A 20,113-nucleotide genomic window follows, 5' to 3' on the forward strand; every position below is an offset into this window, starting at 1 on the left:
TTCTGTTTTCAGTCTAGGCCGTCTGAAAGACATTCGTCCTTATTCTACCTTCAAATCGCCCACCAATGCGGCAAGTGTGGACAAGCGTTGCTCGGATTTTTCCACGAATGGATTGTTCGTATCCCAAGCGTAGCCTGCCAGAATAGACGAAATCATGCGGCTGATTTCAGGGCTGCGGTTGGGCGCGTAGATGGCATTTTGGAAGCGGAAATCGTACCAGCCGGTTACATAAGTGCGGAACGCGTTCACGCCGATCATCAGTTGGTCGGCAAATTCGGTTTGCCAATCGGCCGCTTCGCCTTTGAGCTGTTTGCCCAGTAAATCGGCAGCCAGTTTGGCAGAGTGCAGGGCAATGGTCACGCCGGAGGAGAAAACGGGGTCGAGGAATTCGGCGGCGTTGCCCAAAAGGGCGAAATGTTTGCCGTATAAGGTTTTCACGTTGGCGGAGTAGCCTTGGATAGAGCGGAACGGGAAGTCGTTTTCCCAAACGGCTTTATCCAAAATTTCCGCCAGCATCGGGCATTCGTACACAAATTTTTTCAACACGGCTTCTGATTCGCCTGCCAGTTTGTCGGGCGTGCCGACAACGCCGATGGAGCAGCGGTTGTCGCCGAAAGGAATCAGCCAAATCCAGACATCGCGATGTTCAGGATGCGTGTTGATCAGGATTTTATTGCGGTCGAATTTCGGGCTGGTGATGTTGTCGTCGATATGCGTGAAGTGGGCTTGGCGCGGAGACAGCTCGGACGGGCTTTCCAAGTCCAAAAGGCGGGGCAGGACGCGGCCGTAACCGCTGGCATCCAAAACAAATTTGGCGGTCAGTTCATAGTTTTCGCCTGTATCGGTCGCAACGCTCAAACGTGCCACATCGCCGCTGTTGTCAAACGCGGTTACACCATATCCGAAGCGGACATCGACGCCTTGTTTTGCCGCTTCATCAATCAGGATTTTGTCGAAGATGCCGCGGCGCACTTGATAAATGGTGCCGGGGCCGTCTGAAAATTTTTCAGTAAAGTTGAAATCTGTGTAACGGCTACCCCATGAAAACGCAGCGCCGTCTTTAAATTGAAAGCTGGGCTCGGCATGCACTGCGTCGGCAAAACCGGCTTCTTCCAACATTTCCATGCAATGCGGCAACAGGCTTTCGCCGATGACAAAGCGCGGGAAATGTTGTTTTTCCAATACGCAAACTTTAAAGCCTTGTTTGTTCAGCAAAGCAGACGCAACCGAACCTGAAGGGCCAGCGCCGATAACGGCAACGTCAAATTCTACAGACATTTGAAAATGCCTTTGATTTTAATGATAAAAAAATGTTTAATCCATCGCCTGAAATTTTTCAGACGGCCTTTTGCAATTTGGCGATAGAAGTTGAAACAAAATATCGCTTCAATTTCAATCGTCTTCATCTTTTGTCTAATTTTTCAACAATGTGCCTGCCAGCCAAATATTGAATGCCACGCCGATGGTAACCGTCATGCCGAACGCGGCAACAGCGGGTGTGCTGCTGATGGCGAGCAGGGCAAAGGAAATGGCTGTCGTCGCGGCGGCAAGCAGCATGCCGCCTAATTTTGCCGGCGCGCTGTGGTGTGCGGTGGCGGCATAGACGGCATAGTCCACGCCGATGGCGGACACTAAAAGCAGGCCGAACATGGCAAACAGGCTGACGGGAATGCCTGCCAAACCGAGTACGGCAACGGTGCAGATGGCCGCGGCCAGCGGCACGGCAAGTATTTTGCTGCCGCGTTTGAAACCGAACATTTTCCACAAGAGCAACCATGCCAACGCATAGGAAGCCAGTTTCAACCATGCGGCCTGATTGCGCGTGTGGTGGAAAAGTTCGTTTAAGTGGGCGCGCTTGTCTGCCCAGTGTACGCCGGAGACGTGTTGAGCTACGGCGCGTACGGCAGCTTCATCGGTCATGCCGTTCAAACGCACGACGGCAGCAAAACGGCCTGGTTCCACTTCGCCCAAATACAAGGAACGCCAAGCTTCTGCCAAATCGGTATTTAGGCCGTCTGAAAGCGACAATGGTTGCGTATCAGCAGCTTGCAGCAGGGCATCGCGCACGGTTTTGCGCGGAATACCGATTTCGGTAAGCGGTTTCCAACTATCAGGCAATTTGGTCAATTCGCGCAGGCGGTTTTGCAGTTTTTGCTGTTCCGTTGTCGGCAGGATGAATTGGTCGGGCGATTGGATGCCGGAAAGTTTTCCTTGCGCGATTAAGGGCTGCAGGGCGCGGCCGAGTTCGGCGGTTTTCTTCAATAGGGCATCTTCGCTTTGTGCTTCGGCCACCAAATATTTGCCGCCAAAATCCGTGCCGCTCAACTGGCCGATTTGTTGTACTTCGGTCAACATCTCGGTCGGCATATTGACCCATTGACGGATGTCATCACGCCAGTCGCTGCGCCACAGTCCGACTGTCAGCAAAAATCCGCCTACGATTAACCAGCCGCGTTTGTGCAGGCGGTTTTTCAGACGGCCGGACAAGGAATAGAGCTTTTCGGTTAATGCAGTAAAAGGCACGGTTTTGGCTCGGTAGCGGCGAAACAGCGGCGGCAGCCATAAAACGGTGGCACCAAACGCGCCAAATAAAGCGAAGCCTGAAAATACCGCAGTTTGGCGTAATACAGGCAAAGGAGTGAACCACAGCAGCGCGTAGCCCAAGACGGTAATCGTCAGGCTGACGGCAAAACTCGGCAAGACATGTTTCATTGCCGATTCAGCCTGCCAAACGGTCTTTTCAGACGGCCCGAATACCGACGGAGCAAGCCAGTGCAACGGGAAATCCACCAACATACCCACCAGGCTGGTGCCGATGACGATGGTCAGGATATGCACTTCGCCGAAGGTTAATAGCGCAACCGCCAATCCGGTCAACATACCGGCCGCCAGCGGCAAGGACAGCAAAAATACGCGGCCGCTGCGGAAGACCCACAACAGCAGCGCAAAGGTCAGCCCAAGCCCGACCATGCTCATCAGCCGACTTTCTTTTTCTGCGGCTGCTTTGGATACGGCGGCGAACAATGCGCCACCTGCGCTTAAGGTTTCTGCGCCGTTTTCCGAAGCGATTTGACGGCTTTGCGTCATCAGCGGCAAGAGGGCATCGTTGCCGGAAAATTGATCGCCGCCGGCGAGCCGTCCGCGCAAGAACACCCAAGTTTTGCCTTTGTCTTCGGCAAACAGCATGCCGTTGTCCATGTCCCACTGCAAGCGGCTTTGCGGATTGGCTTTGTCGGCAACAAAGCGTCCGAAGCCCAGCCAGTCTTGTTCTAAAGACAAAGGGGAGGGGGCGGCAAACGGATTGGCCGCGGCTTCTGCACGCGCTTGAAAATAGGCTTGCGGCTGCTCAAACAGCTGGCGTATTTCGTCTTGAGGCAAAACCGCCAAGCTCAGTTTTTGCATATCCGCCCGCACTTTGTCCAAATTCGGCGTCATGCTGCTGTCGACTTGTTCAAATACGCCGCTCTTGCGCCATGCGTCGGCAATTTGTGAGGCCGTCTGAAAAGCGGTTTCGGCATCGGTACTGCCTGCAAGCAAAATAACTTGCGAATTAAGCTGCGCTTCTGCGGCTTTATCCGCGGCCGTCAGTAAGGCATCGGGTTGCTGCTCGCTTGGCAACAACGCGGTCAAATCGGTTTGGATACGCGCTTGTGAAGCAAAGGCATAAACCAAAAACAGGGTAAGAAACAGGATAAGGGCAGTATAGAGGCGGTTTAGGAGGCGAAGATTCATCGTTCAGACGGCCTTTTGCAAATGCTGCTGTTGGTGTGTGAAATAAGGAAAAGTGCAGTAAATTAAATCAGATTATTATTATTTTGTCAGTTGTTAGATAGTTTGCCGGTCGGTTAAATCATTGGGCTTGAGCGAACCGAAAAACTGCCATTGCAGAGCGACGGCTTTTCCCTTCCAAACGCAGGCAAGTGCCATCGTATCCGCCAAAATCGCGCTTGTGCCGTACCAATCGGTTTGCTTTCCAGCGCGTAAACCGACGGGTTGCCCTGAATCGAAAACATAGCCGACCGATTTCATGTCTGACGGAAAATCCAAATTCGCCGCTTTAATCAAGGCTTCTTTGAAACACCACAATCGGTAAAACGTTTCAGACGGCCAGTTTGCCGTTTCCAAATAGTCTTGTTCTTCCTGTGTGCAGACCAAAGCCGATAGCGCTTTGAAATCACGCGGGCGGATAAATTCGATATCGACACCGGCTGTTAAGGGCTGAGGCGCACATAATAAAGCGGCAAAGCCTTTGCTGTGGCTCAGCGATACAGTCGCTAAATCGGTTTGCTGTTTTAATGCGCGGCTGACTTGCCAGTCTTGACGCTGCGCCAGTTGAGGCGTGGTAGCCAAACGTTGTGAGTCGGCTGCGTTTAGAGACGCATGGTCGTAGCAGGCGGCAAAAGACGGATCGGCCAACAGGCATTGAAGGGGTGTCGTATCCATAAAATAGAAAAATGCCAAACTTCATATTGAAGTCCGGCATTTTTGACATTGCTTAGTGGAAGCTGCCTTTCAAAACCACACGGCTGTTGAATGTAGCGATGTGGCATTCGTACTCGTTACCGCCTTTGGTTACTTTGTCAAAGTAGCTAACCAGATGAACGGATTTGGCTTTTTTACGAAGTGCAGTGCTTTGGAAGCGTTTAACCGCGCTTAAGAATGCGCGTTGGCAAGTTTCATCAGGGGTTTTGCCGACTGAGTTGGAGATTTGACGGGAAGTCAAAGTCGCGCCGGACGTACTGCCGTAGTGAACGCGGATGCTAGGATCCAAAGCGGATTTGGCTTCGGCAGAGTTCAAAGCCACATCGACTTTACACATATAGATATCGTTTTGACCTTTGCCATTGACTTTATGGCCTTCACCCATGCTGCGGCAGGCAGAACCGGCTGCAGTTGTTTTTTGAGTAGAAGTTTGAGAGGAGGAAGTAGATGGTTGGGAATTGCCGGATTGTGAGCAGGCGGCAAGCATCAGGGCGGATACGGCAACCAAAGCAGAAAAACGTAACATACGAACTCCTTTGTAATAATGGGCGTAGAAAAAGTTTACAGAAAGCAGAATCATTTTAACATATATGAAAGAAGTATAAAAATAGGGTTATGCAAAAAAATATTATATTTTTATTTAAATGATTTCATGGCGTTAAGAAAGTTTGAGGCGGTAATGCTTGACGAAGGAAGGGAGAAAGCGTATATTGCGGTCTTCCTTAGGAGTAATGGCTGAGAGGCTGAAGGCACTTCCCTGCTAAGGAAGCATGTGGGGTCAACCTGCATCGAGGGTTCGAATCCCTCTTACTCCGCCAAATATGAAAGACACCGTTTATACGGTGTCTTTTTTATTATCCGGAATTTCTTGAAATCCAAGGCCGTCTGAAAGTGTGAAATGAACGATTTGATTATTCTAAACAAGCCTTATGGCGTGATTTGCCAGTTTTCTGCGCATGAAAAACATCAGTGCCTTAAGGATTTTGTCGAGAAACCGGGATTTTATCCGGCCGGACGTTTGGATACGGACAGCGAGGGTTTGCTGTTGCTGACCAATAATGGCCGTTTGCAGGCGCAGATTGCCGACCCGAAATTTAAGCAGGTTAAAACTTATTGGGCACAGGTTGAGGGTTCTCCTGATGAAGCCAAATTGGATTTGATGCGCCGTGGCGTAGATTTAGGTGATTTTGTCACCCGTCCGGCCGAGGTCAGGGTATTGGAAGAGGGCGAAGCGGATGTTTTATGGCCACGCGTGCCGCCGATTCGCGTGCGCAAATCTGTGCCTGATTTTTGGGTGGAAATCAAAATTTTGGAAGGGAAAAACCGTCAAGTGCGAAGGATGACGGCGAAAGCAGGCTTTCCGTGTTTACGCTTGGTCCGTGTGGCAATAGGCCGTCTGAATCTGTTTGATTTGAATTTGGAATTGGGACAATGGCAGTTTGCGCCGCATCGTCCTTAAATAGGATGAATAAAGGCCGTCTGAAATATTCAGACGGCCTTTTGTTATGGAAAAATCAATGATGTGAATGACCGATTTGGAAGGTCATTGTGGTGTAGTTTGCCTGTTTTTGGCACACACTTTGATCAGGGAAATCGGCTTTGTGTTCTACGCTGGCCTTCCAGAAACCTTGGCGTAATGGAATGATGCTGACTTCGCCTTTGTCATCGGTGGTATCAGAGAAGGCTTGGGCTTCGGTTTTATGGGTTTTGCTGCGGTCGCTGGTGTCGAAGCCGTCAAATGTAGCGGTAACGGTGGCGTTAGGCAGCGGCTCGCCATTGAAGAGGACGCGGACTTTGAAGCGTTCGCCGACGTGGACGTTGGCAGGGTTGTCCAAAGGTACGATTTCTAAATGTTGGCCGACTTGCTTGGTGATGATGGCGGTATCTGCGCTTTCATGACCGACATTGACGATGTTTTTACCGAACATACGGGTTTGCTCGCAATAGCTTGCATCAGGCATTTCTTTGATGCTTGCCTGCTTCCAGCCCGCGCTGTTTTTTGACCAGAAAGTCGGTTGGTATTCGGCGGTTACCAAGTAGCTGCCGTCTTTGACCGGCAATTTGCTGCGGTATTGGTAATTGTATGTACCTTTTTGAATCATGTTTTCTTTGCCTTTTTCAGTCACCAGTTGCATGGGTTTGCTGAAAATGTGCAGGCGGTCTTTGGCGATGGGCTCAAGCTCCGGGAATTCGCCATAGCCCAATTCGGCTTCAAGGTATTCGCCGCCATGTGTGTGGGCGGTTTCAACCCAAACGCGGTGGGCGTGTGCGGCAGTGCTGAACAGGAAGGCGGATGCGATAAGCAAAGCAGTTTTTTTCAAGATTTCTCTCCGATTTTCGATGTGTAGAAAAGATAGAATAAAGCGTTCGTTATAATATAACAAAATTATTTAAATTTAAAGAGAGGCCGTCTGAAAACTTTCAGACGGCCTTTTAGATGATTGTTTTTTGAGGCGGATTATAGAAACGGTTTAATCCCCGTCACGACAAACGTCAATCGCCTCCTGCAAACTGCTGACGCCGTAGATTTTCAGGTTTGGAAACTCTTTGGCATTGCGCGGCATATTGGCTTTGGGGACGATGGCACGTTTGAAGCCGAGTTTTTCCGCTTCTTTGAGCCGCTCTTGTCCGCGCGCGACGGGGCGGACTTCGCCGCTCAAGCCGATTTCGCCGAATGCGACCATTTTTTCGGGCAGCGGGCGGTTACGGAAGCTGGAGAGCATGGCGAGGATGACGGCGAGGTCGGCGGCGGGCTCGCCGATTTTGACGCCGCCGACGGCGTTGAGGAACACGTCTTGGTCGAAACAGGCGATGCCGCCGTGTCGGTTGAGGACGGCGAGCAGCATGGCGAGGCGGTTTTGTTCGAGGCCGACGGTGAGGCGTTTGGGGGTAAAGCCGTGTGCGTCATCGACCAATGCCTGAATTTCGACCAGAAGCGGGCGGCTGCCTTCCTGCGTGACCAAAACGCACGAACCGGGCGTGTCGTCGCGGTAGCTGGCAAGGAAGATGGCGGACGGGTTGGACACGCCCTTCAAACCGTTTTCAGTCATGGCGAATACGCCCAATTCGTTTGCCGCGCCGAAGCGGTTTTTGATGGCGCGTATCATGCGGTAGTTGGAATGTTGGTCGCCCTCGAAATACAGCACGGTATCGACCATGTGTTCCAGTACGCGCGGGCCGGCAATCGCGCCATCTTTGGTAACGTGTCCGACCAGTATCATGGCGATGCCCATTTGTTTCGCCATGCGCGTCAGTTGGGCGGCGCATTCGCGTACCTGCGACACGGAACCTGGGGCGGAGGTGATTTGGTCGGAATACATGGTTTGGATGGAGTCGATGACGACGACTTCGGGCTGATGCTGTTTCAAGGCCGTCTGAATCGCTTCCATGCGGATTTCGGCAAGCAGGTTCACGCCTTCGGTCGGCAGTTCCAAACGTTGCGCGCGCAGGGCGACTTGTTGGGCGGATTCTTCGCCGGAAACGTACAGCACTTTGCGGCTTTGCGCCATTTTGGCGATGGTTTGCAACAGCAGCGTGGATTTGCCAATGCCGGGGTCGCCGCCGAGCAGGATGACCGCGCCATCAACCAGGCCACCGCCCAATACGCGGTCGAGTTCGCCCATGCCGGTCGGATTGCGCGGCACTTCGGTAGCGGTAACGGCGGAGAGGGATTGGACGGTCGAGGTATCCGCCGCCCAAGATTGGAAGCGGGCGTTTTTCGGTTCGGGCGCGGCAAGGCTTTCCTGAAGCGTGTTCCACTCGCCGCAATGCGGGCATTTGCCTTGCCATTTCGGGGAAGTGCCGCCGCATTCGGTACATTGGTAGATGGTTTTGGGGGCTTTTGCCATGATGTTTTCCCTGTGGAATATTTGATGTGTGAAAAGGTCGTCTGAAAACAATCATATCGTTTTCAGACGACCTTTTTTATTGAGAAATAACAGGTTTATTTTTTGCTGTCTTTATCTGCATCTTTTTTCGGTGCAGGTTTTTTCGCTGCCAAGCCCAAAGATTTTTGCCATTCGGCTGGATTTTTCACCAAGTCCAAGGCTTTACGGAGCTGATCGTCTTTGGCCGGATTTGGAATGCGGCGGCTGGAGATGTCTTCGTCTTTATCTTTTTTGGACTTATCTTTATCGGCTTTGGTTTCGGCGTTGGCAGGCGTTTCAGTACTGCTGTTGACGTCTTGGCCGCCCAACGGATTGCCGATATGGCCGACCAAATCGGCTTCGCGGCTTTCAAAAGCGCGGTCTTTGTCTTTGACTTCAACGTCAGGAACAATGCCTTGCGCTTGAATCGAGCGGTCGTTTGGCGTGTAGTAAAGGGCAGTGGTCAGTTTGACTGCGCTGCCGCCGGAAAGCGGAATCAGGGTTTGCACTGAGCCTTTGCCGAAACTTTGTGTGCCGACGACGACGGCGCGCTTGTGGTCTTGCAATGCGCCGGCAACGATTTCGGAAGCAGAGGCCGAGCCTGCGTTAATCAGGACGGTCATTGGAATGGTTTTCAGCTCGGCAGGCAATCCGGCCAACGGGTCTTTGCCGCTGGTGGTGATGTAGTCTTCGGCAGTTGCTTTGAGAACCATGCCTTCTTTTTTGTTGCGGCCTTTGGTGCTGACAACGGTTACGTCAGGTTGCAGGAAGGCTGCGGATACGCCGACTGCACCGTTGAGCAGGCCGCCCGGGTCATCGCGTAAGTCGAGGATGATGCCTTTGAGCGGGCCTTTGTTTTCTTTGACAAGGGCCTGTGCGGCTTCGTTGAGCGCGGCAACGGTGCGCTCTTGGAATTGGGAGACGCGGATGTAGCCGTAGTCTTTTTCAAGCAGGTGATGGCGCACGCTTTTGACTTTGATGATGGCGCGGGTCAGGTTGACGACGATGGGTTTGTCGGCATTTTTGCGTGAAAGGGTCAGGGTGATTTTGGTACCCGGTTTGCCGCGCATTTTTTTGACGGCTTCGCTGACGGTCAGGCCGCGTGTAGAGGTATTGTCGATTTTGACGATGAAGTCGCCACTTTTCACACCGGCGCGTTCTGCCGGAGTGTCTTCAATCGGGGCAACAACTTTGACGAAGCCGTCTTCTTGTCCGATTTCCATGCCCAAGCCGCCGAATTCGCCGCTGGTGGATTCTTTCATTTCGGCATAGCCTTTTTTGTCCATATACTCGGAATGCGGATCGAGATCGGACACCATGCCTTTCATTGCGCCTTCAAAGAGCTCGGCGTCGGGTTTGTCTTGGTAATAATTGGCTTTGATTTGGCCGTACACTTCTGCCATGGTGCGGATGGTTTGCACAGGCAGGGCCTCGTTGTCTTTTTTGTCTTTTTCGGCGGCAAAACTTTGTACACTCAGACTGAGGGCGATGCCGCTAAATGCGCCGAGAGTGTAGATTGCAACTTTTTTCAAAGTGGATTTTGTTGACATTCGTTTGACTTTCTTTTTGTGTACGGTAAGCAAAGTGGTTTTTGTTTTCTCTGAACCCGTTGACTTTATGTGATTTAAACGCTTGGAACAATAAGTTTAAGGTAAAAGTTTGTTGTTTAATGTGCTGAACAGGCGTGAAAATCGTGTTTTATTGTAGTTTATGATGAAAATTCAGGCGGCCTGAAGGGGAAAGCCCACTCAGGCCGTCTGAAACATCAGTTAATCCAGGAAAGCGGATTCATGACTTGTCCGTTGTAGCGGACTTCAAGGTAAAGGCCGGTTTCGCCCGACGGCAAAGTGCCGCTGGTGCCAATCTTGCTGCCGGCATTGACGGCGTAGTTTTGGGCGGTGTCGATTTCGTTCAGGCCGGAGTAAATGCTGACATAGCCGTCGCCGTGGTCGAGGACGACTACTTTGCCGTAGCCTTCAAGTTCGCCGGCAAAAGTGACTGTACCGGAAGCAATGCTGCTGACCGGAGCAGGAACGGTATTGTAGAACACGCCTTTCCAAACTTCACCATCGCCACGGTCTTGACCGAACAGGCCTGCCAGTGTGCCGTTGACCGGTTTTTTCAGACGGCCTTGCATACGGCTGAAGCTGTTGGCGTTGCTGACGGTAAAGCCTTGGGTGTTCGGGGCTTGCAGTTTCATGTCTTCGTCAGTCAGCGTGGACATGGCGGCGCGTTCGGCTTCGGCTTTTTGTTGGGCGGCAGCCTGCTCTTTGCGGGCTTTTTCGGCAGCGGCCAAGCGGGCTTCGGCGGCTTTTTTACGCGCTTCAGCCTCGGCTTTGCGTTGCTCGGCTTTGCGTTTTTCCAAATCTTTCAAGAGATTGTTGAGGCGTTGCTCGTTTTCTCTGTGGTTGATTTTCTTTTGCGCTTCTTTGGCCATTTGCGCGTTTTGACGGCGGCTTTCAGCTTGTTCGGCGGTATTGGTTACACCTTGTTGACGCAAAGAAGCTTGGATATTGGCTTGCAGTTTTTTCAGGTAAGCCAATTCATTGTTGATTTTTTGCTCTTGCGCTGCCAGCTCTTTCTGTTGTTTTTCCAAGTCTCTCATGACTTGGTCGTTGGCGTTGTTGATATAACGCGTGTAACGCAGGAAGCGGGTCTTTTGACCGGCATCGGCGTTTTTCAGGAAGAGGGCGACCGCGTTGGGCTGGCTGTTTTTATAGTTGCCGGACACAAAGCGCGAAATTTGGGCGCGCGTGTTGGAAACTTCGGCTTTCAACTGGTTGGCATCGGCATTGAGCTTTTGGAATTTTTCCCATGCGTCGCGTTGTTTGCGGTTGATGCCGGAGAGGTTGTTGCGTGTTTGTTGCAGTTGTTTGAGCGTGGCATTGACATGGATAATGAAACCCTCGTTGCGTTTGGCAAAGGATTTTTTGGTTTCCATATCGTTGGCGGCGGCAGTTACGGCTGCTTTGAAATCGTTGTCAGCTGAAGAAGCAGCTTTAGGCTCAACTTTAGGCTCGGTTTTTTTGTTTTGCTCTTTGGCTTTTGTGTCTTTTTTAGCGTCTTTTTTGTCTTCAACAGCTTTTTTAGCAGGCTCTTTGGCTTCTTTAGCGTCGGCCTTTTTGTCTTCGGCTGCTTTTTTTACGGGCTCTTTGGTTTTTTTGCCGTCTTTTTTATCCTCGGCCGCTTTTTTAGCAGGCTCTTTAGCTTTGGTTTCCTTCGTGTCTGCTTTTTTTACGGGTTCTTTGGCTTTGCTGTCTTTTTTATCTTCAACAGGTTTCTTGTCTTGTTCTTTGGCATTGCCGGATTTTGCGGCTGCGGCTTTTTTGTCTTTTGCCGTTTCTTTAGGCTCTTCGGTTTTGCGGCTGGCCTTTTTATTGTCGGCAGCTACTTCGGCGGTTTTAGCCGTTTTGTTTTTGGCTGAAGCGCGTTCGTTTTTGTCGGCGGTTTCCTTCTCTTTGGAGGCTTTGGCTTTAACCGCTTTTTTGTCTTCCTCTTTTTCTTTTACCGCTTGTTTTTTTGAGGTTTCTTTTTTGACATCTGCCTTGGCGGCTTCTTTCTCTTTTTTCACGGGCGCAGCCTTTTTGACGGTGGCCGCTTTTTCTTTCGGCGCGTCTTTGGCAGCATAGGTTGGCAGGGAGAAACTGAGCAACAGGGCGAGAATGAGGGGTTTGTAACGCATGGTTCGATCTTGCTATCAAAGTAGGAACAATAGGACGGATTATACTGTCTGTCAGGCCGTCTGAAAATAATATCGGGTTGCAATATGGACGAACGGTCTTATATAGTAACGATAGAGTAGGCGGATGGGATTTAAGTCTGCCTGGAAACTGACAGTCTGCATCGACAGGATATTATGAAAAAATATTTATTAGTAGTGTTGGGCGCCATGGTTTTGGCGGCTTGCGGTGACAATACCGATAAAATCGGACGCGCCAGTACGGTGTTTCATATGCTGGGTAAAAACGACCGTATTGAAGTGGAAGGTTTTGACGATCCTGATGTGCAGGGGGTTGCCTGTTATATTTCGTACGCGAAAAAAGGCGGTTTGAAAGAAACGGTCAATCTGGAAGAAGATGCCAGCGACGCATCGGTTTCATGTGTACAAAGTGCGGAAGTCATCCGTTATAACGAGTCTGCGGTTTTGAAACCGCGGCAAGTGTTCAAACGCAGCGCCAGCATAGCATTTAAGAGCCAGCAGATTATCCGCTATTACGACCCGAAACGTAAATCTTTCGCTTATTTGGTGTACAGCGATAAAATCGTTCAAGGCTCACCGAAAAACTCTTTGAGCGCGGTATCGTGTTTTGCCCATGCGAAAACCGATACGCCGGTACCGGCAGGCGGTGCGGTTTACGGTGCGTGCGTGGTGGACGCGCCGGTTGCCGACGGACAAAAATAATAAAATCAGCTTATAGATTAAAAGAATATGAATTTAGCCAACCATTTCCTGATTGCCATACCTCATATGGACGATCCGTTTTTTACGGATACGGTTATTTATGTGTGCGAACACGATGAAGAAGGTGCGCTGGGCATCATCATCAACAAGCCTTCGCCGATTACCATGGACATGATTTTCGCCGCCGCAGATCGCAATATCCCGTTGCGCCTGCAACATGAAAACGTGATGATGGGCGGGCCGGTTCAGATTGAGCGCGGCTATGTCGTGCATACGCCGATCGGCCGCTGGCAAAACAGCATGGTGGTAACCGATAACGTCGCGCTGACTTCTTCGCGCGATGTGATTGAAAACCTGTCTAAAGAAGGTGCGGTTGATAAGGCTTTGATCAGCATTGGTTATTCAAAATGGGGTAAAGGGCAGTTGGAACGCGAGCTGGCAGAAAATGTTTGGCTGACCGTCCCTGCGGACGAGCATATTCTGTTTGATGTGCCTTACGAACTCCGTTATGCCGCTGCTTTTGAAAAATTGGGCGTTAATCCGAATGCTTTGATTTCAGGAGTCGGCCATGCCTGATGCACCAAAAGGTACAGTTTTGGCCTTTGACTTCGGCGAGGCGCGTATCGGCGTAGCGCAGGGGGATGCCGAGTTGGGCATGACCCATCCGCTGGCGACGGTAACCGGCAACAGCAATGATGAAAAATTCGAGGCCATTGCCAAGCTGGTCAAAGAATGGCAACCCAAGTATTTTGTGGTCGGCCTGCCGACGCATACCGACGGGACGGAGCATGAGCTGACCCGTTTGAGCCGCAAGTTTGGCCGCCGTTTGCAGGGACGTTTTAACTTGCCGGTTTATTGGGTGGACGAAAGGATGTCTTCCCTATACGCGGAAAGCTTGCTTGCTGAAGCCCAAGTATTTGGCCGAAAACAAAAATCCGTACTTGACCAAGTAGCGGCGCAGGCGATTTTGCAAGGGTTTTTTGAAGGTGGGGCGGCCGAGTATTTCAATGGCCGCGAAGAATAGCATTATTCATTATAAAGGCCGTCTGAAACTTGATTTCAGACGGCCTTGGTTTTATTACGGCTTTGGGATAAAAGAAGTTTAGTTTGGTTAAGCCTGATTTTTTTCAGTGCAAATTTTGCTACACTCCATTTTCTTTTTTAGACACAAATACAAGGAAAAAGTCATGGCACTCATGGAGAATCTTTTGAATGCGGCTACTCAAATGTTGGGTGGCAACAGCGAAAACGGCGCACAAGGTTCTCTGACCGATATGGCGATGGATTTGGTGAAACAACAAGGCGGCGTGGGCAACCTGATCAACCAACTGCAACAAGGCGGTTTGGGCGATACCCTGAGCAGCTGGGTTTCCAACCAATCCAGCAACCTGCCTGTGTCCGGTAGCGACCTGCAAAATGCTTTGGGCAGCGATACGGTAAACCAAATCGCGCAAAAATTCGGCGTGGATGCCGGTCAAGCAGGCGATTTGTTGGCAAAAGTATTGCCAGACTTGGTTGATAAAGCGACGCCTAACGGCACGGCTCAAGATGCGGATGGCTTCGGCTTGGACGACATCGCTTCTATGCTGCTGAAAAACTTTATGAAATAATGAGTTGAATCATTTGATAAGGCCGTCTGAATCCGTTCAGACGGCCTTATAACTTTTGGTTCGCGGTAAATAACCAATAAGTCTTTTTCTGATGGAGGCGGATAGCTTATCATGCCCACTTCGTTTTATTACAAAAAAGGTCATAAAGATGTCACGTTTAACCATACACACAGTCGAAACCGCTCCTGAAGCTGCTAAACCACGCATTGAAGCCGTATTGAAAAACAACGGCTTTATTCCTAACCTGATCGGCGTTTTGGCCAATGCGCCTGAAGCTTTGGCGTTTTATCAAGAAGTTGGCAAGCTGAATGCGGCCAACAGCCTGACTGACGGCGAAGTTGAAGTTGTCCAAATCATTGCCGCCCGTACCAACGAATGCGGTTTCTGCGTTGCCGGCCACACCAAACTGGCTACCCTGAAAAAACTGCTGTCCGAACAATCCATCAAAGCCGCACGCGCATTGGCTGCAGGCGAGTTTGACGATGCCAAACTGGGTGCTTTGGCGACATTCACCCAAGCCGTTATGGCGAAAAAAGGCGCAGTATCCGACGACGAGCTGAAAGCTTTCTTCGATGCCGGCTACAACCAACAGCAAGCCGTTGAAGTCGTCATGGGCGTTGCTTTGGCAACCTTGTGCAACTACGTCAACAACCTTGCCAAAACTGAAATCAACCCTGAATTGCAGGCATTTGCCTAATCTCATCAAAGGCCGTCTGAAAATTCAGACGGCCTTTTAGCAAAAAGCAAGGAATATCCTTGTTGCCAAGAATAATTCATGAGTAGAACCATCTACGCTTCAAACCTTATTCAGAGGAAAAAATCATGACACGCGAAGCTTTATTGAACAATGTTGCCGCACTCGTTAAAAGCAAGCTGAAACCATTGGTGGACGACATCGACCGCAAAGGCCTGTATCCGAAAGAATTTATGCTGGAATTGGGTAAAATCGGTGGTTTTGCCGCGACCGGTACGGTTGAAGAAGGTGGTAACGGTTTGGGTTTGGCAACACAAATCGCCGTATTGCGCGAAATCGGTAAAGAATGCGGCGCGACTTCGTTCAGTGCATGGTGTCAGGCGGCCTGCGCATGGTATCTGCACCAATCGCCCAACCAAGCGGTTAAAGACAAATACTTTGCCGATATTCTGCAGGGTAAAGTTTTGGCCGGTACGGGCATGTCCAATACCGTCAAACACCTTGCCGGCATTGAAAAACACAACCTGCAAGCCGAGCGCGTCGAGGGCGGTTACAAAGTCAACGGTGCTTTGCCTTGGGTATCCAATATCGGCGAAGACCATATTTGGGCGAATACCGCCCAAGTCGGCGACAGCTATGTGATGTTTATCACCGGCGGCCAATGGGAAGGCGTGACCCTGCAAGATTGCCCTGAGTTTTGCGGTTTGGAAGGCACGCGCACTTACAGCCTGAATTTTAAAGACGTGTTTATTCCCGATGAAGATGTGATTGCTGCGCCTGAGCAATTCCAGTCTTATATTCCGACCATTAAAGCCGGTTTCATCTTGCTGCAAATAGGTATCGGCGCCGGTGTGATTGACGGTGCGCTCGGCATTATCCGTATGGCCAACGTGGTGAATGCGGAAGTGAACGCTTACCTCGACCACAGCTACGATGATTTGAAAGCCGCGTTGGACGGCGCATGGGCGGAAACTGAACGCCTTGCAGATGATGCGTGGAACAACAAACCTGACACGCTGGCAACCTTAAAACTGCGTGAAGCCGCTGCTGTGTTGGCTCTGAACGCCACTCAATCTGCCGCATTGCATGCAGGCGCGAAAGGTTATCTGATGCGCAGTCCGGCGCAACGCCGCGTCCGCGAGGCCATGTTCGTCGCCATCGTAACACCGGCCATCAAACACCTGCGTAAAGAAATCGCCGCTTTGGAAGCAGCGCGATAAATTCAAAATATCGATAATAAAACACACGAAAGGCCGTCTGAAAACACGGTTTCAGACGGCCTTTTAAAATAGAAGGAACACAAAATGGCTCAATATATGTGCGGCCCTTGCGGCTGGATTTACGATGAAGATGTCGGCGACCCCGAACACGGCCTGCCGGCAGGTACCAAGTTCGAAGACATCCCCGACGACTGGAAATGCCCTGAATGCGGCGTAGGCAAAGAAGATTTTTATCTGTTGGATTTCGTGATATAACTTGGTTGATTTAAAAAGGCCGTCTGAAATTTCAGACGGCCTTATATATTGCCCTTTGTAAATATTACCTTTACAAACGTAAAAGTATTATTTGCAAAGGGTTTTTATTTAAGGGATACACCATGAAGAAAGAGATTTTAGAGAGAGAAGCGGCAACGGACGGTTTGGCGGCCGCGCTAGCGGACGGCGAAACGGACGGTGTCGCTTCTTATTCTCCCCCCTCGTCTAACAGGGGGGGTACAGAAATCGAAGACGCCGGAGCATTCCAAGAATCCTTTGAATGTTACGAAACCTATATCTTGGACGGCAAAGGCAATCTGTTAGGTGTTCCGCTCCGTCGCGGTGTATCCGATTCTGCCTTTATCGACCAAATAAGCTTTTCATTCCACGAAAAAACCTTTTTTGACAAATACGGCGTCCGTGTAAGTCTGTTAGAAGACGAAGATTTTATCCGCGCCGCATCCATGCTCGCCGAAGAAGTTTTCGGTTTCGGTATCTACAAAGAATCCAAAGGATCAGGCGGTCGTTTTTATGAGCGTTGCTGGTTGATGGGTTCAGAAGATGCCCTGTATGGTCGCGTTCATTTTGGTGGCCAACAAAATACTATTCTTTTCGAGCTTACCGGCACCGGTTGCGGCGTCGCAAAACAAGGCTGGGAATCCCGACTTTTCTCATTCCTGACCAATGCAATCCGCCCAAAAATAACACGCGTTGACGTAGCCAAAGACTTTTTCAACGGCGAATACAGCCCGAACCAAGCCCGTGAAGACCGCAATAAAGGTCTGTTTACCTGCCATCACGTAAAACCTAAAGGCGAATGTTTGGGCTCCGACTGGGAAGAGGACGACGAAGCCAAAATGACAAAAGGCAAGACCTACGGTATCGGCTCCCGTGAATCATCCAAATATGTCCGAGTTTATGAGAAAGGCAAGCAGTTGGGCGATAAAACAAGTAAATGGACTCGCTTTGAAATTGAATTTAAAGCAAAAGACATCGTTATCCCTTTTGAAGTTTTGCAGAACCCGGGCGAATATTTCGGCGGTGCATATCCGATTTGCGAACGCTTCGCCCAAAAGGCAACGCGAATACATGCAATTAAAGAAGACAAAGTAATTTCGGCCGACCGTTATCTTGAATGGGTTAAGAAACAGTTCGGACGTGCGGCCAACGGTCTGAAATTCATTTTTCCCGAATTGGACAAAGAAAAACTGTTTGAATTGATTGAGCCTGATCATCACAAGTTGCCCAAGTCTTTAGCTCCCGAAGCATACGACTGCGCCTTTTTGAAAGCTAAATTCATTCATGAGCAAGCCGCTTTCAAATCGTACAAAGATCCTTACGAAATGTACGAATATTACGAGCGTTTGGAAAAACAGCTTGAACAGCAAAAATACGTCACCAATGAAGAAAGCTACAACAACTTCATTTACGACAAATTCGCAAGACTACCGATTTCATGGGCTTAAAGCGTCTGCCCGCAAAGACGTTTAATCACATAAGGAAACCAAAAAATGAACATCCAACTTCAAGGCCACATCGTTGGCGTTAAAAAATTCAATGGACAAATCGAAGGCAAGAACTTTGACTATTGCCGACTGATTGTCGCCACGCCCTTAGACAGCTCTCAAGGCAACGCATTGGGCAGCTCTACCACTGAATACGATTTCGGCGGTTCTGCCAATTTCGATCAGTTCCGAAACGCCCAATTCCCGATCGAAGCAAACCTCCACGTAGAAATCGTTACTACGGGCAAAACCCAAAAACTGAAAGTCATCGGTTTTCAACCCGTTAAGAAAGGCTGATTGAATGCAGAAAGTCTATGTTGTTCAGTCCGTATCAACAGGGGACTTTCTGTATCTATCCCCTGAAACGGGCGATATCGGACATACAAAATTAATCACCAATGCCGATTATTTTTATGACTTCGAAGAAGCGATTAATGCAGGCTTGGAAGAAATCGGTAATCAATATGAATTTGTCGTATTCGGATTTTTGAAAGACTGAAAAATGAAACAGAAAGTGCCCCTCTCGTTTAAATTAAGTTTGGTCGGTTTAGTTTTTTTTCTCTTGGTTTTATCTGTATCGGTTTGGTTCCTGTACGGTTAAAAGACTTGCGGTAAGTCTCAAAACACCTGCATAACTTTTTTATTAACCCTTATTGAAAGGAAAACGCTATGAAACTCGTTAACGTAGCAAAAAAATATGGCAATAAAGTTATTGCTGCAACAGCCCTGACAACCACTTCCGCTTTGGCTGCTGCCGAAGGCGTCGATCTGTCCGGTATTGGTACTACTGCTGCCGCAGAAATTGCAAAATTTGCCGTGATGGTGTCTGCAATTGGTGCTGCTGTTTTGTCGGTTATTGTGTTGATGCAAGGCTTCCGCATGGCCTTTAGCATGGTTAAAACGGCCAAATAACTGAAAGGGTAGGACATGGGATATCGCGTTGGATTGCAATGCTTTTTATCGAACGAAGAAGCGCATGATTATGTGTTGTCTCAAGTCTTACCTACTGTAACGGCGGATGGCAAAGTCGTCCGCCCTTACAAAAACGGCAAAGACTGGTATTTAAACGAGCAGAAAATCAATTTGAGTTTTCCGCAATGCGATATAGCCGAACAAATACAATTTGGCGTATTGGTCGGCGCGCCGTTCATCGTCTTATTGGTGCTTGTATTCGGTATTAGGATGATAAAACGGCTGATTGAATCGGTTTCGGAGAATCAAGGGGGTGGAGATGATTGATTTTTGGTTTTTATACGGATTCGGAGCTGTCTGTTTGGCATTGCTGATATTTTTTTGATATTCAAAAAGGGTATAATCTAACTTTCAGCAACCATTACGAAAGTTAGCATTATGTTTATTAGAATTTTTAATCTTGTTATTTTTATTCTCTATACATTTCATTTTTTAAATATTATTTTTATTCACAATGAAATTAGATATTCAATTTTAGTATTGTATCTAGTTATAAATTTATTAAGTTTTATTCAAAAAAAATCTAAATCTAATATTAAATTTTCTGATAATGATGACTTTTATTTAATGGATACAACTCCAAAAAAACCAAGTCCTAAAGATCCTGATATGGTTAAGTTTATGTCCGATTTAAATGAATCCATAGAGAATAAGAAAATAGAGAAAATAAAAGTTAAAAATGAATAAATTTATCATTCCGTTATTAGTTTTATTTACTTCTGGCTTTGTTACTGCTGGCGAAATTAATGTGAATAAATCAAAGAATATTACTTATTCTAAACAACATACTGAACATTGGGATAAAAAACCGTGGGCGCGATCTGTATCTGATAATTCGTATAGGAAATTTCAAACCGAGGCAATGAAGGCTAGATATGAAGGTTATTTGTCAAAACAGACTGTAAGTGCAACTGTTGAAGCATCTGTATCAAGGAAAACTGTTTTAAGTGGGTCATTTGCTTTAGTAAGACAAGGCGCAAAACTTGTAGCTTCACGCGCCAATCTTTATGTAGGTGGCGCATTGCTGGCCTATGAGGCATATGAAGCCGTCAAAGGAGATCTCGAAAGTCAAGGCTATAAATGGAATGAAGTTAACGAAGAATTCTT

At 49.0% G+C, this 20,113-nt stretch carries 23 protein-coding genes and 1 tRNA gene; 16 read left to right on the forward strand and 8 right to left on the reverse strand.

The window, feature by feature from the left end; genetic code table 11:
• Positions 1-39: 39 nt before the first annotated feature.
• The 4 genes from HMPREF3052_RS02040 to HMPREF3052_RS02055 all read right to left on the reverse strand — a co-directional run bounded on the left by HMPREF3052_RS02040 (position 40) and on the right by HMPREF3052_RS02055 (position 5,008).
• Complete coding sequence (locus tag HMPREF3052_RS02040) at positions 40-1,278, reverse strand: NAD(P)/FAD-dependent oxidoreductase (RefSeq protein ID WP_070748182.1); 1,239 nt, start codon at positions 1,276-1,278, stop codon at positions 40-42.
• Positions 1,279-1,413: 135 nt separating this feature from the next.
• Positions 1,414-3,732 (reverse strand): MMPL family transporter, encoded by a 2,319-nt coding sequence (locus tag HMPREF3052_RS02045; protein ID WP_070748185.1) that lies wholly within the window; start codon positions 3,730-3,732, stop codon positions 1,414-1,416.
• Positions 3,733-3,825: 93 nt separating this feature from the next.
• The gene (locus tag HMPREF3052_RS02050; protein ID WP_070748188.1) at positions 3,826-4,443 is read right to left on the reverse strand and encodes a 4'-phosphopantetheinyl transferase family protein; all 618 of its coding nucleotides are present in this window, start codon (positions 4,441-4,443) and stop codon (positions 3,826-3,828) included.
• A 52-nt stretch (positions 4,444-4,495) separates the two neighbouring features.
• Positions 4,496-5,008, reverse strand: coding sequence for a hypothetical protein (locus HMPREF3052_RS02055; RefSeq protein ID WP_224783511.1), 513 nt, complete (start codon positions 5,006-5,008; stop codon positions 4,496-4,498).
• Between the two features lie 199 nt (positions 5,009-5,207).
• On the opposite strand from HMPREF3052_RS02055, the gene HMPREF3052_RS02065 reads away from it, so the two are divergent.
• Positions 5,208-5,300, forward strand: a tRNA-Ser gene (locus tag HMPREF3052_RS02065).
• 80 nt (positions 5,301-5,380) lie between these two features.
• On the forward strand, positions 5,381-5,941 hold the full coding sequence (locus HMPREF3052_RS02070; RefSeq protein ID WP_049328637.1) for a pseudouridine synthase: 561 nt from the start codon (positions 5,381-5,383) through the stop codon (positions 5,939-5,941).
• Positions 5,942-5,996: 55 nt separating this feature from the next.
• Here the strand turns inward: HMPREF3052_RS02070 and HMPREF3052_RS02075 are convergent, their stop codons facing one another.
• The 4 genes from HMPREF3052_RS02075 to HMPREF3052_RS02090 all read right to left on the reverse strand — a co-directional run bounded on the left by HMPREF3052_RS02075 (position 5,997) and on the right by HMPREF3052_RS02090 (position 12,030).
• Entirely contained in the window at positions 5,997-6,803 is an 807-nt protein-coding gene (locus HMPREF3052_RS02075; protein WP_049336457.1) for a DUF4198 domain-containing protein, read from the reverse strand.
• A 150-nt stretch (positions 6,804-6,953) separates the two neighbouring features.
• Entirely contained in the window at positions 6,954-8,330 is a 1,377-nt protein-coding gene (gene radA / locus HMPREF3052_RS02080; protein WP_070748190.1) for a DNA repair protein RadA, read from the reverse strand.
• Positions 8,331-8,425: 95 nt separating this feature from the next.
• Positions 8,426-9,898 carry a S41 family peptidase gene (locus tag HMPREF3052_RS02085; protein ID WP_004520081.1) on the reverse strand — a complete coding sequence of 491 codons (1,473 nt, stop codon included), beginning with the start codon at positions 9,896-9,898 and terminating at the stop codon, positions 8,426-8,428.
• Between the two features lie 215 nt (positions 9,899-10,113).
• A complete protein-coding gene (locus HMPREF3052_RS02090; protein WP_070748192.1) occupies positions 10,114-12,030 on the reverse strand; it encodes a murein hydrolase activator EnvC family protein in 1,917 nt (638 codons plus the stop codon).
• 174 nt (positions 12,031-12,204) lie between these two features.
• Here HMPREF3052_RS02090 and HMPREF3052_RS02095 point away from each other — a divergent pair, with 174 nt between their 5' ends.
• The 14 genes from HMPREF3052_RS02095 to HMPREF3052_RS02160 all read left to right on the forward strand — a co-directional run.
• Positions 12,205-12,750, forward strand: coding sequence for a CreA family protein (locus tag HMPREF3052_RS02095; protein WP_070748194.1), 546 nt, complete (start codon positions 12,205-12,207; stop codon positions 12,748-12,750).
• Between the two features lie 27 nt (positions 12,751-12,777).
• Positions 12,778-13,326 (forward strand): YqgE/AlgH family protein, encoded by a 549-nt coding sequence (locus tag HMPREF3052_RS02100; protein ID WP_049328631.1) that lies wholly within the window; start codon positions 12,778-12,780, stop codon positions 13,324-13,326.
• Positions 13,319-13,774, forward strand: a complete 456-nt coding sequence (gene ruvX, locus HMPREF3052_RS02105) for a Holliday junction resolvase RuvX (RefSeq protein WP_070748196.1) — start codon at positions 13,319-13,321, stop codon at positions 13,772-13,774. The genes HMPREF3052_RS02100 and ruvX overlap by 8 nt, the downstream gene beginning before the upstream one ends.
• A 163-nt stretch (positions 13,775-13,937) precedes the next feature.
• Entirely contained in the window at positions 13,938-14,360 is a 423-nt protein-coding gene (locus HMPREF3052_RS02110) for a YidB family protein (RefSeq protein WP_070748198.1), read from the forward strand.
• Between the two features lie 148 nt (positions 14,361-14,508).
• Positions 14,509-15,057 carry a carboxymuconolactone decarboxylase family protein gene (locus HMPREF3052_RS02115; protein ID WP_003685141.1) on the forward strand — a complete coding sequence of 183 codons (549 nt, stop codon included), beginning with the start codon at positions 14,509-14,511 and terminating at the stop codon, positions 15,055-15,057.
• Between the two features lie 125 nt (positions 15,058-15,182).
• Complete coding sequence (locus HMPREF3052_RS02120; RefSeq protein WP_070748199.1) at positions 15,183-16,274, forward strand: acyl-CoA dehydrogenase family protein; 1,092 nt, start codon at positions 15,183-15,185, stop codon at positions 16,272-16,274.
• 84 nt (positions 16,275-16,358) lie between these two features.
• Positions 16,359-16,529: a rubredoxin gene (locus HMPREF3052_RS02125; protein WP_070748201.1), complete on the forward strand. Its 171-nt coding sequence runs from the start codon at positions 16,359-16,361 to the stop codon at positions 16,527-16,529.
• Between the two features lie 122 nt (positions 16,530-16,651).
• The gene (locus tag HMPREF3052_RS02130) at positions 16,652-17,995 is read left to right on the forward strand and encodes a replication initiation factor domain-containing protein (protein ID WP_283126936.1); all 1,344 of its coding nucleotides are present in this window, start codon (positions 16,652-16,654) and stop codon (positions 17,993-17,995) included.
• 45 nt (positions 17,996-18,040) lie between these two features.
• Complete coding sequence (locus tag HMPREF3052_RS02135) at positions 18,041-18,331, forward strand: hypothetical protein (RefSeq protein WP_070748203.1); 291 nt, start codon at positions 18,041-18,043, stop codon at positions 18,329-18,331.
• Positions 18,332-18,335: 4 nt separating this feature from the next.
• A complete protein-coding gene (locus tag HMPREF3052_RS02140; RefSeq protein WP_002215770.1) occupies positions 18,336-18,533 on the forward strand; it encodes a hypothetical protein in 198 nt (65 codons plus the stop codon).
• 170 nt (positions 18,534-18,703) lie between these two features.
• Positions 18,704-18,946 carry a hypothetical protein gene (locus HMPREF3052_RS02145; protein ID WP_070748205.1) on the forward strand — a complete coding sequence of 81 codons (243 nt, stop codon included), beginning with the start codon at positions 18,704-18,706 and terminating at the stop codon, positions 18,944-18,946.
• Between the two features lie 15 nt (positions 18,947-18,961).
• Complete coding sequence (locus HMPREF3052_RS02150; RefSeq protein ID WP_070748207.1) at positions 18,962-19,273, forward strand: hypothetical protein; 312 nt, start codon at positions 18,962-18,964, stop codon at positions 19,271-19,273.
• A 111-nt stretch (positions 19,274-19,384) separates the two neighbouring features.
• Entirely contained in the window at positions 19,385-19,693 is a 309-nt protein-coding gene (locus tag HMPREF3052_RS02155; protein ID WP_070748209.1) for a hypothetical protein, read from the forward strand.
• The coding region (locus HMPREF3052_RS02160) for an IgG-binding virulence factor TspB family protein (RefSeq protein WP_283126937.1) at positions 19,686-20,113 on the forward strand (428 nt) is incomplete at its 3' end. The genes HMPREF3052_RS02155 and HMPREF3052_RS02160, both read left to right, overlap by 8 nt.

Source organism: Neisseria sp. HMSC056A03 (assembly GCF_001815685.1).
GTDB lineage: Bacteria > Pseudomonadota > Gammaproteobacteria > Burkholderiales > Neisseriaceae > Neisseria > Neisseria subflava.